This window comes from Campylobacter sp. BCW_6889, assembly GCF_001762535.1.
Taxonomy (GTDB): domain Bacteria; phylum Campylobacterota; class Campylobacteria; order Campylobacterales; family Campylobacteraceae; genus Campylobacter_D; species Campylobacter_D jejuni.
Map to the genome: position 1 here is coordinate 97,234 of NZ_MJWZ01000055.1, position 13,375 is coordinate 110,608.

Genomic DNA, 13,375 nt, shown 5'->3' on the forward strand with positions numbered 1-13,375 from the left:
GCTTTATTAAAATAAGGAGTTATTACAAAGATGGAAAAAACTTTATCTATAATTAAACCTGATGCTGTTAAAAAAGGTGTTATAGGAAAAATTTTAGATCGTTTTGAAAGCAATGGATTAAGAATCGCTGCAATGAAAAAAGTTCAACTTAGTAAAGAACAAGCTGAAAATTTTTATGCTGTTCATAAAGAAAGACCTTTTTTTAAAGACTTGGTTGAATTTATGATTAGCGGTCCTGTTGTTGTTTCTGTACTAGAAGGAGAAGGTGCTGTATTAAAAAATAGAGATTTAATGGGAGCGACAAATCCTAAAGAAGCTAAAGCAGGAACAATTAGAGCCGATTTTGCTGAGAGTATTGATGCTAATGCTGTTCATGGAAGTGACAGCTTGGAAAATGCAAAAATAGAAATTGAATTTTTCTTTAAACCAAATGAAATTTGCTAAATGAAAATCCCCTTTTCTAAGATTAATACAAAGGAATATCCTTTTAAACTTAATCTTGAAAATATGATTTTTGAGGGAAATTTAGTAAAAATAAATCCTAAGCTTGTTAAAATAAATGCTATTATGCAAGGTTTTATCTATAGACCTTGTGATAGTTGTGGAACTGAGTTAGAACTTGAAATTAAAGAAAATTTAGAACTTTTTGCAAGTGATGGTATTTTTAAAGATGAAGCAAACGAATTGAGCAATACTATAGAATTTTTCGATGGACATATTGATTTAATAGAAGTTGCTATTAGCGAGCTTGAAGCTTATTTGAGTGATTATTTTTATTGCATAAATTGCAATAATTAATTAAATTTTATAAAGGAGAAAAAATGGCAGTACCAAAGAGAAGAGTGAGCAAAACTCGTGCAGCTAAACGCAGAACTCACTATAAAGTTAGTCTTCCTATGCCTATAAAAGACAAAGATGGAAGCTACAAAATGCCTCACCGTGCGAATCCAACAACTAAGGAATATTAAAATCAATGATTAACATTGCCATTGATGCAATGGGTGGTGATTTTGGAGAAAAACCCATTATAGAAGGCGTTTTAAAGGCACTAGAAGCAAAACCTTTTAACGCTATCTTAGTGGGAAATTCTAAAATTCTAAAACCTTTAATACCAAAAAAATTAGAGCAATATATACAATACGAAGAAGCTAGTGAAATTTTTTCGATGAATGAAAATGCCACAGATGCTTTAAAAAATAAAGAAACAACCATATACAAAGCTATTAATTTATTAAAAGAAAAAAAAGTAGATGCTGTAGTTTCAGCGGGTCATAGTGGAGCAAGTATGTCTTTGGCTACCTTAAGGCTTGGAAGACTTAAAGGTATTTCAAGACCTGCTATTGCCACTTTAATGCCAAATATCGTTAACAAAACTTTACTTTTGGATGTTGGAGCTAATACAGATTGTAAAGCTGAAAATTTATTTCAATTTGCCATAATGGGTGAAGTTTATGCTAAAGAAATTATGCAAATTCAAAAACCACGCCTTGCTTTACTTTCTAATGGTGAAGAAGAATGCAAAGGTAATGAACTTACCAAAGAAAGTCATCAGCTTATGAAAAAAATTCCAAATTTTATAGGTAATGCTGAAGGTAGAGATATTTTCAATGGTGAAATAGATGTTTTAGTCTGCGATGGTTTTGATGGAAATGTTATCTTAAAGGCTTGTGAAGGTGTGGCAACAGCTATTTTTCAACTTCTAAAAAACGAAGTAAAGCAATCTTTTATTTCTAAAATAGGTGCTTTACTTATGAAGCCATCTTTTAAAAAATTAAAAAAACACACAGATTGGCAAGAATATGGCGGAGCACCCCTTCTTGGAGTTAATGGCTGCGTGATCATAAGTCATGGAAAAAGCGATTCTAGAGCTATTAAAAATGCAATTTTTCAAGCTATAAATTTTAGCCAATCTCATATCAATAAATTTATAGAAAATGAACTTGGGAAATACAATGCTTAAAGCCAGTCTTAAAAGTATAGCTTCTTATATTCCAGAAAAAATTTTAAGCAATGCTGATCTTGAAAAAATGGTAGATACCACCGATGAATGGATCACTAGACGCACAGGTATTAAAGAAAGGCGCATTGCTAGTGAAAATGAAAATACTAGCGATTTGGGCACAAAAGCTGCATTAAAAGCCATAGAAAGAGCAAATTTAAAACCTGAAGATATTGATGCGATTCTTGTAGCTACTTTAAGTCCTGATTATTTTACTATGCCTTCAACGGCTTGTAAAATTGCTTCAAATTTAGGACTTGTAAATATTAGCGCTTTTGATATTTCAGCAGCTTGTTCTGGTTTTATCTATTTGCTTGAACAAGCTAAAGCCTTAGTAGAAAGTGGTTTGAAAAAAAATGTTTTAATCATAGGAGCTGAAAAAACAAGTTCAATTATGGATTACAATGACAGAAGTATTTGCATACTCTTTGGAGACGGTGCAGGTGCTGGAGTTGTAAGTTTGGATAATGAAAATCATATCCTTGATGTACATACTGCAAGCAATGGTAATTATGGAGATCTTTTAATGACTCAAAGATCGCAAAAATCAAGCCTATGTCAAACACTTTCTATGCAAATGAAAGGCAATGAAGTTTTTAAAATAGCAGTAAACACGCTTAGTAATGATGTTGTAGAAATTTTAGCTAAAAATAACATTTTAGCACAAGAAATTGATCTTTTTATTCCTCATCAAGCTAATCTACGCATCATTAAAGCCGTCCAAGAAAAACTCAATCTAAGCGATGAAAAATGTGTGATCACTGTACAAAAATATGGCAATACTTCAGCTGCTTCTATACCTATGGCAATGAATGATGCCTATGAAGAAGGTCGACTTAAAAAAGGAAATCTGATCTTACTAGATGCTTTTGGCGGTGGTTTTACTTGGGGATCTGCGCTTTTAAAATTTGGAGGAGAGAATTTTTAATTCTCTCTTAGCTTTCCAAAAGCTTGAATTTCTACCAAATAACCCTCTGCTAAAGCACTTCCTACACAAGCTCTAACAGGTTTAGGATAATTTTTAATCCAAGCATCATAAATTTCATTCATTGCATCAAAATCTTGCATATTAGCTAACCAGATTTGAATTTGAATCAAATCTCCTTTGTTTGCGCCTATTTTTTCAAACAAAGCATCAAGTTCTGCAAGCGCTTCTTTAGTTTGTTTTTTAATATCTCCGCTAGGTTCAAAAGCCACTTGTCCTGCAGTCTTAAAATATTTATCAAAAACAATAATTTGCGACATTCTATCGCACTCATCAAAACGCTTTATCATGCATATTTTCCTTGAAATTCTTTCATAAATTCACACAAGGTTTTTACCTGATCCAAATTAAGCGCATTATAAATACTTGCACGAATTCCTCCTAAAATTCTATGTCCTTTAAGTCCTATCATTCCAGCTTCTTCGGCTTCCTTTACAAAAAGAGGCTCTAAATCTTTATTTTTAGCAATATTAAAACTCACATTCATTAAAGATCTATCCTTTTTATCTGCATGTCCTTTATAAAATCCATTACTTAAATCAATACATTCATAAAGCATAGTAGCTTTTTGAGAATTTTTCTCATGCACTTTATCAAGCCCACCTTGATTTAAAAGCCAATCCATTTCAAGATTAAACATATAAATGGCAAAGGTTGGAGGCGTGTTAAACAAGGACTGATTCTCAGCATGAGTCAAATAATTTAACATACTAGGAATTTGTTTATTTTTAGATCTTTCTAACATATCTTTACGGATAAAAATACAACTTAAACCCGAAATTCCAGCATTTTTTTGCACTCCGCCATAAAAAAGAGCAATATTTGAAAAATCTACTTTTCTAGAAAAAAAATCACTCGATGCATCCACAATCAAAGGAGTTTTAGTTTTAGGATAATTTTGATATTGAGTGCCGTAAATAGTATTGTTAGAACAAATATAAGCATAATCAGCATTATCGCTAAATTCCACTCTAGGAATATGATCGAAATTACTTTCCTCACTACTTGCTACGGTTTTAACATTGACACCTAAAATTTGTGCTTCTTTAATCGCTTTTTTTGTCCAAACTCCTGTATTTGCATATTCACAAACCCCATTTAAAGCTAAATTCATAGGAATCATAGCAAATTGCAAACTTGCTCCACCTTGTAAAAATAATACTTCATAATCATCATTTAACTCGTAAAGTTTTTTAGCTTTCTCTTGTGCTCCAAAATGCACTTCTTCAAATACTTTTGTGCGGTGAGAAATTTCCATTATAGAATAACCCCTACCCTGATAATCACAGAGTTCTTTTTGAGCTTGCTCTAAAATTTCTAAAGGTAAAGTCGATGGCCCTGCACTGAAATTGATTTTTCTCATAATCTATCCTTATAAAATTTTTGCTTCTTTTTGAGAAGTTTGAGAACTTAAAATAACGATATCATCACTCTTAAGATCTTCTAAATTTGCTATTTTACCATTTTTTCTGATACAAATAAACTTTTTGCTTTTATTAAAAAAATTCTCATGTTGCAAATAAGCATTTTGCAATTTATCTAATTTTAATTCATTATAACGCATTTGATTTGCCAATAGATGATTTAATTGCTTTTCTATATTATGGCTTTGTTTTATTTTTTCATCTATTATTTTTGGCAAAGAATTAAATTTGAAAAATTTGCTTAAATTTAAAAGCAAATTTTCATAATTTTGTATTTTATAATTCCAAAGTTGCATTAATTTTTCTTCCATTAAATCCAAACTTTGCTCTATATCCAACTTAGAATAAAACAAAGTATCTATAGCAGCTGAAGGCGTTGGAGCTCTAAAATCTGCAACAAAATCACTAATAACATAATCAATCTCATGTCCTATGGCTGAAATAATAGGAGTTTTTGCTTTAAAAATCTCTCTTGCTAAATTTTCATCATTAAAACAAAAAAGATCTTCTCTGCTTCCTCCACCACGTGCTATAATAAGAACATCTAAATCCATATCATCGGCTTTTTTTAAAGCTTGTATAAGAGAAAAAGGAGCATTATTTCCTTGAGTTAAAGCATCAAAAATATAAATTTTTGCCAAAAAATATTCTTTTTGGTGAATAAGTTTTAACATATCTTGCAAAGCAGCAGAAGTTTTTGAAGTGATAATGCCTACTTTTTTAGGAAATTTTGGCAAAGATTTTTTAAAGCGTGGATCAAAAAGTCCTTCTTTTTGCAAACGCTCTTTTAAAGCCAAAAACTGTGCTTCCAAATCCCCAAAACCTGCTTTTTTCATACTAGTAGCGATAAATTGATAACGACCACTTTCAGGATATAAACTTACACTTCCACAAAGCTCTAAAAAATTCCCCACAGCTGGTTTAAATCCGACTTTTAAATTAGCTCCTTTAAACATAGCACAAGCAATGCTTGATCTTTCATCTTTTAAATCAAAATACCAATGTCCTGAACCATGCAAAGTAATTTTTGAAATTTCTCCACTTAAAACTATATCATCAAAATGTGTTTCTAATAAAGCCTTTGCTTTAAGATTTAATTCTGTTGGTGTCATAGTTTTTTTGCTATAAACATTGAACTCACGCCAAAGCTAAAACTTTTATAATCAAGTATTTCAAAACCAGCATTTTTAAGTTCTAAGATGAACTCTTCCTTACTTAAAAATCCTTCAATAGAGTTTGGCAAATACTCATAAGCACTTTTATTTTTACTGATTATCCCACCTATACTTGGTAAAATATTTTTAAGATAAAAATCTCTACAAGCTGCTATAAATCCACCCTTTTCTCTTTTTGTAAATTCCAAAACTACCAAAATACCATCTTTTTGAAGTACTCTAGCAAATTCACTTAAGGCTTTTTGTCTTTCTACAACATTGCGAATGCCATAACTAATGCTTAAAATATCTAAACTTTGACTTTCTAAAGGTAAATTTTGCGCCCCTGCTTCTATAAATTCGACATTTGGAAATTTTTCTTTTGCAATATTTAGCATGCCACTACTTGGATCAATACCTTTAATATTTAAAATATTTTTTTCCATTTTTAAAGCACTCTCTTGCCAAATCTCTATCATATCCCCTGTGCCACAGGCAATATCAGCGATTTTTAAATCTTTTTTTAAATACAAACTCATCACTCTTTGACAAGCTTTTTTGCGCCACGCTACATCAGCTCCAAAGCTTAAAATTCTATTCGCCTTATCATAAGTAGGTGCAATTTGATTAAACATTTCTATAATTTTTTCTTGTTTTTGCATTTTTATCCTTTGTAAATTTTCAAATTTTTACTTGATTTTTTAAGCAATTTGCAAAATTTATTTTTATTATTGATTATTTTCGAAAAAATATTTTTATCTCTATCTTTGCAATATTTTTCATAAAGTTTGTTTAAATTTTTTATCTCTAAAAAACGATAAAAATATTCTAAAAATATTGCCAATTCAAAAAAACTATTTTCAAAAAGCTCTAAATCAAAATTTTTTAGTATATTTTTTCTAAATAAAATAATTTTTTTTCTAAGTTCTAACGCAACAAGTTGTTTAAAAAACCTATCTTTGCAATCGCCTTCATAAAAAGAATTTTCCTTTATGAAAAAATCAAAATCATTAAACAAATCTTGGATTTTTTCATCGCTTAAAAATAGCAATAAATCTTGATTTGAATTTTCACTTGCTAAAATATCTTGAGTTTTTTTCGTTATATCTTTAAACTTTAAAGCCAAAATATTACTCAAATTTTTATCTAAAATAGTATTCATGCTTGATAAAACTATATACAAACTTCTTGAACAAAATAAAAATTCACATAAACTTTGCTTATCTTTTCTCTCTAAAGATAAAGTCCAATAAAATTTTAATTTTTTAAATAAATAAAATAAAAAAATCCTAAATCCATCATAAGCATTAATATAATTTGGAAAATCCAAGCTAAAATTCTGATTTTTTTCTATAATTTTAAAACATTTCTCTATATCAAACTTTTGATATTCAAAACCATATAAAACGATATGTTTAGAATTTAAATCATGATGTAATTCTTTTTGAATTTTAAAATCTTTAGGGATTTTAAATTCATTGGAACTATCCAATGTTGGAAAAAATATTTTTAAAATACAAATTTTAGGCTCTTCATAAATATCAATATAACTTTTTAAAGAACACAATTTAAATTCGAAGCGTTCTTTTTTAATGCTCTTTCCTATAATCTTTTTTCGAGCTTTTTCAAATTTTTTTTTAGAAATTTTCTCTTCTTGATTCTGTTCTAAAATTGAATTATTAAATTTTGTAATTTTATAAAATTCATTGCAAAAACTTTGAAATTTAACACTATGATTTGAAGTTATTTGAGTATAAAAAGTTTCAAATTTAGAATTTCGAAAAGGTATATTATCTTTTTTTAAATTCTCTAAAAGAGTGCAATCAGATAGTAAAAAGTTTTTTTGAATTTCATAAACCATTAAAATAACCCTTAAAATATATGGGCTATTTTAACCTTATTTTGCTTAATGACACTTTTTACAACTATCAACATAAGCACAAACGGACAGATGATTGACGAGATTGCCTATCTTTTTTTCTAAATGCTCTTGATATTCATAAAGCTTAGCATCTTTAAAACTTAAATCCTCTATACCACCACATTTGGCGCAAACTACATGAATATGTTCTTCTTCATAAATATCGTAACAAGTTTTTTGATTTAAAACATTGATTTCAACAACTAAACCTTGTTCTTGTAAAGTATTAAGATTTTTATAAACCGTCGCTAAAGAGATTGAAGGGTATTCTTTTTTAATTTCTGCATATAATTCATCAATATTAGGATGCTCATGTCTTTTTAAAATTTTTAAAACACATAGTCTTTGCGGAGTAGCTTTTAACTCATGTTTTTTAAGCATTTGTAGTAATTCCATTGTATTTATTCCTTGCTTTTTTAAGTGGAAATAATAATAAAATTTTTATTAAAAGAAGTTTATATTAAATAATATTTTTTATTATTTAATGATAAAATTTTAAAACTTTCGTCAACAAACTATTGACATCTTTTTCTAGATTTTTTTCCACCTCACTTGTTTTTCCATGTTCAATAAATTTGTCTTCATATTCAAAGCTAATAACTTTTACATGCAAATCATATTTTTGTAAAAAATTATTAATTAAACTTTCTATACCGCCAATTTTAACATTTTCACTAAAAATAAACCAAATTTTACTTTTTTTAGCAAGCTCACACAAAAGCTCTTCATCTAAAGGTTTAGCAAAAATTAAATCAATCAAATTAGCATTATTATTCATTTCTTGCAAGGCTCTTAAAACTTGCCACGCTTTTGCCACACCTTGTCCATAACCTAAAAAAGCAATTTCACTACTATTTTTTACAAGCCATTGCGCCTTACCAAGTTTTATCTCACAAGGATTAAATTCTTTATCCAAAATAAAACTCCCTCTAGGATAACGAAAAGCAATAGGTCCTTGATGTAAATAAGCATACTCCATTATATTTTGCATCATTTGTTCATCTCTTGGAGCTAAAAGAGTGAAATTTGGCAAAGGAGCTAAAAAACTAAGATCAAAAACACCTTGATGCGTCTCCCCATCTTCGCCTACTATCCCTGCTCTATCCATAGCAAAAACCACATTTAAATTCATAATCGCACAATCATGAATCACTTGATCATAAGCACGCTGTAAAAAGGTGCTATATATTGCAATAAAAGGTTTAAATCCTTCTTTTGCCATAGCGGCCATAGAAGTTACTGCATGCTGTTCTGCAATAGCCACATCCCAAAAACGATTTGGATATTTTTCTATAAGCTTATCAAGACCTGTTCCACTTGGCATAGCCGCCGTAACCCCAACAATATTTTCATATTTTGAGGCTAAATCAAGCAAATTCTTAGAAAAAATTTCAGTAGCAGATTTTTTAGCATCACTTTTTTTAACACTCTCTCCACTATCTATATCAAAAGCTCCCACCCCGTGCCATTTAGCATGTTTTCCTTCAGCTAAAGCATAACCTTTACCCTTTATGGTTTGAGCATGTATCACACAAGGCTTTTGCATAGCTTTTGCTTGTTTTAATGCAGAAATAATTTCACCTAAATTATGTCCATCAATAGGCCCTATATATTCAAGCCCTAATTCTTCAAACAAAAGCCCAGGAGTAATAAGTTTAAAACTCTCTTCAAAACGCTTGGCCATATAAGTAGCACTATCAGGCAATATATCCAACATTTTAGCAATACGCTTTTTAAAACTTTGATAAAACTGCGTTGCCATAGCCTGAGAAAGATACTTTGAAATTGCTCCAATTGGTTTTGAAATACTCATTTCATTATCATTTAAAAGTATTACGCAAGGAAATTTAGAATCACCCAATTCATTTAAAGCCTCATAGGCCATACCCGCACTTAAAGCACCATCTCCAATCAAAGCAACAGGAATACGTTTTTCACCCTTTAAAGCAATGGCCTTACAAGCACCTACTGCCAAAGAAATAGAGGTGCTAGAATGCCCTGCTACAAAATAATCTCCCTCGCTAGGTTTTGTATAACCACTTAAACCATTGATTTGTCTTAAAGTATCAAATATTTCTTCTTTTCCGCTTAAAAGCTTGTGTGTATAAGATTGATGTGACACATCAAAAATAAAAGGATCTTTTTTTGCATCAAAAACCAAATGCATTGCTATACTAAGTTCTACAGCACCCAAATTTGAACTTAAATGTCCACCATTTTTACTCACAACTTGTATGATTTTTTCACGTATAGATGCTGCTAAATTTTCTAATTCTTTTAAACTTAGCTTTTCTAACTCTTCTTGAGTATGGGCAAATTTTTTACTCATTATTCACCATTTTTTTAATTTTAGTTAGACGAGAGTTAAGATTGGATTCTATATTGCCTGCGTCACTTATAATAATAACACTTCCTTTGCTAATTGCATCATCAAGACTTATTTTAATATGAGCATTCTGATCAAATTGCTCTTTTAAATACTCATAATCCTCTGCATTAACCTTAAGCTCAATTGCACTAGCACCCTTAAGCTCGCCGATTAAATCTTTGGCCAAAGCATAAGCTATCTTACTTGAATTTAGTTCAAGTTCTTTTAAGATTACTTCTTTAGCGATATCTATAGCAGTATCTGCTAATTCTTTCTCGTTTTTTTCTATAAAATTTTCAAGATTTTCACAAGCATTATCGAGCTTGGCTATACTTTTTAAATACTTATCTTTAAAATCACTCAATTCCTTTTGAAATTCTTCTTTTGCTTTCTCATAACCTTCTTTGGCAAATTTTTCTTTAGCATTTTCAAGTTCTGAATTTAAGCGGTTATTAAATTCATTCTCTTGACTTTCTATTTGCATTTGAAGTTTAATAATATTGCTTGACATTTCATCTGTTTTTTTAAGCAAATCTTCAACAAAACTTGGTTGAAATGTTGGAATTTGAGTTTCCATAACAGCTTGCGTAGGGGCAATAGCATGATTTTCTTCGACTGGTTTTTCATCATTTAAAGATATATTAGCATTTTCTTCATCTGGAGTTTGAGTATGTTTTTTTTCACCTATATGATTATCAAATTCTGAAATAACTTTAAAACGATATCCTTCAACAACATGCTGATCAGAAGCCCCACCAGAAATTACATTGCTACGATTAACCATCTCTCACCTACTCTATCATTTCATCCGCATCGCCTGTTTGAACAAGACCTTGTTCTGCAAGTTTTTGCACCACTTCAACAACCTTTCTTTGTGCATCTTCAACATCTTTAACACGCACAGCACCCAAAAAACCCATTTCTTCAAGAAAAGCTTCGCTTGCACGCGTAGACATATTGGCTAAGAATTTTTGCTTTAACTCTTCACTTGCGCCTTTTAAACCTATCATTAAATCACGCTTATCAGCTACTTTTAAAATTTCTCTTATAGCTTGAGTACTAAGTTTTTGTATATCATCGAAAGTGAACATAAGCTCTTTAATAGTCTCTGCTAAGCGTTCATCACTTTGTTCAATATAAGTAATGGTTGATTTGCTTGCTTTTTGACCCAAACGATTAAGCACTTCTGCTACTGCTCTTGGGCCGCCCACTTCAACCTTATAAGAGGTAAGACTTTCAAGCTTGCTTTCTAGCACTGCAGAAACTCTTTTAATAATACTTGGAGAAATATCGCCAAGATTTGCCATTCTTATAACCACCTCAGCCCTTAATTCATCACTAAAATACTCTAAAGTTTCTGCCGCATGAATAGAATCCATGTGTGCCAAAATAAGAGCGATGGTTTGTGGGTGCTCTTTGGTAATAAAGTCTGCAAGTTGCTGTGGTTTAATTTGCGCCAAATAAGCAAAATTTTGATTATTCTCCATACTTTTAGTGAGTTTTTCAAGAATTTTATTTGCAATCTCTGGTCCAAAAGTACGAAAAAGTATTTCTTTAGCATATTCCAAACCACCGCTTTTAATATATTGATTTGATTGAAGCAGAGTGTAAAATTCTTCTAAAACTGCAGTAGCTACGGATCTATCAACATTTTTAGCCATAGCAATATAACGTGAAATTTCTGTAATTACATCAATTTCCATATGTGAAAACACAGAAGTTGTTGCATCTTCGCCAAGTTGTATAAGAAATATCGCCACCTTTTCAGGCATCGATAAATCATCATAGACCATTTTTTGTTCTTCACTTAGCTTTATCATCACATATCCTTTTCACCAAATTCACTATCGTTTTGAATTAAATTTTGCAAAAGTGCAGCAATTTCCTCGCTTTTATCACTTACCAAACCACGCAATTTTTCAAGCAAAACCTCATACTGGATAGAATCTTCATTGAAATTATCTCCAAAACCAAGTTGTTCTTCAACTTTTTTCCTTGCTGCATTCATTTTTTCCAAAGTATCTTCAACATCATCTAAAACAGCATTTGGACCTTGCTGCATTTCTTCTTGCGCTGCGACATCTTCAAGCATTTTTTGAGTAAATGGAGTAATAACTTTTTTGTAAAAAATAAAAAGTAAAATCGCTGCAATAAAATACTTAACCGGTGGAATAAACGGCTCAATAAAACGATTATAAAAAGTTTTAACTTTACTCTCAACTCTAATCGACTCACGATGAAATGGTAAATTTTGAACTACAACACTATCACCTCTAGTAGCACTAAAATTAATAGTATTTTTAACTATACTCTCAACACTTGCAAGCTCTTCTTTGGTTAATGGAACATATTCGCTTTTCACATCCCCATTTTCATCAACCACATCTTGATATTTTCCATCTATAGTAACAGCTGCTGAAGTGCGTAAAACTGTTGCAAATTGTTTTTTGGTATTTGTAATAGTTTTAGAAAGTTCATTATTCGTAGTAACTTGATTTTTTTTATAAGTGTCAATTTGACCCTTATTGTCAAGTCCTTCAACAGGACCTATATTAGAAACAGCACCTGGAACACCCTGAATTTCTGGATCTTTTCTACCTGTTCTTTCCTCGTTTAAAGTTTGCTCGCTACGCACTATAGGATTTGGATCATAAATTTCACTTTGAGATTCTTGCTTGGAAAAATCAAAATCTATATTTACACTCACTTTTACTTTATCCATACCACCTGCAAAAGGAGCTAAATTTTCTATAATCTTATCTTCTAAAGCTTTTTCTTGATCACTTTTAAATTTAATTTGCGCACGAACCAAATCATCTTCATATGCTTCTTGCTCATCTAAAGGCACACCACTTTGATCACTAATCTTAACATTTTCTTTAGTAAGTTTTGGAACCGCCGCTGAAACAATATTTTTTATACCATCAATTTGTTTTCTAGTAAGCTTTAAGCCTTCGCGAACATTAACAACAACTGAAGCTGTAGGCGGAATTTGCCTTTCGGTAAAAACACTATCTTTAGGAAATGCTATGTGTACAACAGCGCTACGAATAGGTTCTAAAGTCTCAATAGTTCTTGCAAGTTCGCCTTCTATGGCTCTTTGGTATTTTACCTTTTGTTCTTCATTTGTAGCTCCAAAAGCTTGAGTATCAAAAGCTTCAAAACCCACGCGACTATCTTTTATAAGACCTTCGCTTGCAATAAACATTCTTTGACGATAAACCTGATCTTGTGGAACTAAAATTTTATTTTCACTTTCTAATTTATAGGGAATATTATTTTGTTCAAGTTTAGCTACAATTGCAGCAGAAGAACTTGGACTTACATTTTCAACTAAAACTGCATATCCATTATTTGCATTACTACCACTTCCGCGAAATAAAGCTAAAAAAACCAAAAACCCAACCACCACTACAATAGATGCAGCAATCACTATACGCTGCTTGCGAGTTAAATTTTGATAAAGTTGCCCAATTTGATGAAACATATTTTTAAAATCCATTAATTCTCATCCCTTAGTTTGG

Annotated in this window: 15 protein-coding genes; 5 read left to right on the forward strand and 10 right to left on the reverse strand. The window is 30.7% G+C overall.

Annotated features, from left to right (window positions below; translation table 11 throughout):
- Positions 1-30 precede the first annotated feature (30 nt).
- The 5 genes from ndk to AJ939_RS05090 are packed head-to-tail and all read left to right on the forward strand — an operon-like array spanning position 31 to position 2,927.
- Positions 31-444 (forward strand): nucleoside-diphosphate kinase, encoded by a 414-nt coding sequence (gene ndk, locus AJ939_RS05070; protein ID WP_002859435.1) that lies wholly within the window; start codon positions 31-33, stop codon positions 442-444.
- Positions 445-798 (forward strand): hypothetical protein, encoded by a 354-nt coding sequence (locus AJ939_RS05075; protein WP_002857618.1) that lies wholly within the window; start codon positions 445-447, stop codon positions 796-798.
- 23 nt (positions 799-821) lie between these two features.
- On the forward strand, positions 822-968 hold the full coding sequence (gene rpmF / locus AJ939_RS05080) for a 50S ribosomal protein L32 (RefSeq protein ID WP_002858674.1): 147 nt from the start codon (positions 822-824) through the stop codon (positions 966-968).
- Between the two features lie 5 nt (positions 969-973).
- Positions 974-1,960, forward strand: coding sequence for a phosphate acyltransferase PlsX (gene plsX, locus AJ939_RS05085; RefSeq protein ID WP_070233661.1), 987 nt, complete (start codon positions 974-976; stop codon positions 1,958-1,960).
- A complete protein-coding gene (locus AJ939_RS05090; protein WP_002858639.1) occupies positions 1,953-2,927 on the forward strand; it encodes a beta-ketoacyl-ACP synthase III in 975 nt (324 codons plus the stop codon). Before plsX ends, AJ939_RS05090 begins: the two co-directional genes overlap by 8 nt.
- On the opposite strand, the gene AJ939_RS05095 is transcribed toward AJ939_RS05090, so the two are convergent.
- The 10 genes from AJ939_RS05095 to fliF all read right to left on the reverse strand — a co-directional run bounded on the left by AJ939_RS05095 (position 2,924) and on the right by fliF (position 13,353).
- Complete coding sequence (locus AJ939_RS05095) at positions 2,924-3,274, reverse strand: RidA family protein (RefSeq protein ID WP_002854323.1); 351 nt, start codon at positions 3,272-3,274, stop codon at positions 2,924-2,926. The genes AJ939_RS05090 and AJ939_RS05095 overlap by 4 nt on opposite strands.
- A complete protein-coding gene (gene serC, locus AJ939_RS05100) occupies positions 3,271-4,347 on the reverse strand; it encodes a phosphoserine transaminase (protein WP_002858670.1) in 1,077 nt (358 codons plus the stop codon). The genes AJ939_RS05095 and serC overlap by 4 nt, the downstream gene beginning before the upstream one ends.
- Positions 4,348-4,356: 9 nt before the next feature.
- Positions 4,357-5,520, reverse strand: a complete 1,164-nt coding sequence (gene xseA, locus AJ939_RS05105; RefSeq protein ID WP_002859429.1) for an exodeoxyribonuclease VII large subunit — start codon at positions 5,518-5,520, stop codon at positions 4,357-4,359.
- Positions 5,517-6,224, reverse strand: coding sequence for a bifunctional demethylmenaquinone methyltransferase/2-methoxy-6-polyprenyl-1,4-benzoquinol methylase UbiE (gene ubiE, locus AJ939_RS05110; protein WP_070233663.1), 708 nt, complete (start codon positions 6,222-6,224; stop codon positions 5,517-5,519). The genes xseA and ubiE overlap by 4 nt, the downstream gene beginning before the upstream one ends.
- Before the next feature lie 2 nt (positions 6,225-6,226).
- Positions 6,227-7,423: a hypothetical protein gene (locus tag AJ939_RS05115; protein WP_070276375.1), complete on the reverse strand. Its 1,197-nt coding sequence runs from the start codon at positions 7,421-7,423 to the stop codon at positions 6,227-6,229.
- Between the two features lie 45 nt (positions 7,424-7,468).
- Positions 7,469-7,879, reverse strand: a complete 411-nt coding sequence (perR, locus tag AJ939_RS05120; RefSeq protein WP_002861102.1) for a peroxide-responsive transcriptional repressor PerR — start codon at positions 7,877-7,879, stop codon at positions 7,469-7,471.
- 85 nt (positions 7,880-7,964) lie between these two features.
- Complete coding sequence (dxs, locus tag AJ939_RS05125; protein WP_070233666.1) at positions 7,965-9,812, reverse strand: 1-deoxy-D-xylulose-5-phosphate synthase; 1,848 nt, start codon at positions 9,810-9,812, stop codon at positions 7,965-7,967.
- The gene (gene fliH, locus AJ939_RS05130) at positions 9,805-10,635 is read right to left on the reverse strand and encodes a flagellar assembly protein FliH (RefSeq protein WP_070233667.1); all 831 of its coding nucleotides are present in this window, start codon (positions 10,633-10,635) and stop codon (positions 9,805-9,807) included. Before fliH ends, dxs begins: the two co-directional genes overlap by 8 nt.
- A gap of 7 nt (positions 10,636-10,642) precedes the next feature.
- Positions 10,643-11,671, reverse strand: a complete 1,029-nt coding sequence (gene fliG, locus AJ939_RS05135) for a flagellar motor switch protein FliG (RefSeq protein WP_002854670.1) — start codon at positions 11,669-11,671, stop codon at positions 10,643-10,645.
- On the reverse strand, positions 11,671-13,353 hold the full coding sequence (fliF, locus tag AJ939_RS05140; RefSeq protein WP_002861099.1) for a flagellar basal-body MS-ring/collar protein FliF: 1,683 nt from the start codon (positions 13,351-13,353) through the stop codon (positions 11,671-11,673). Before fliF ends, fliG begins: the two co-directional genes overlap by 1 nt.
- Between the last annotated feature and the right edge of the window lie 22 nt (positions 13,354-13,375).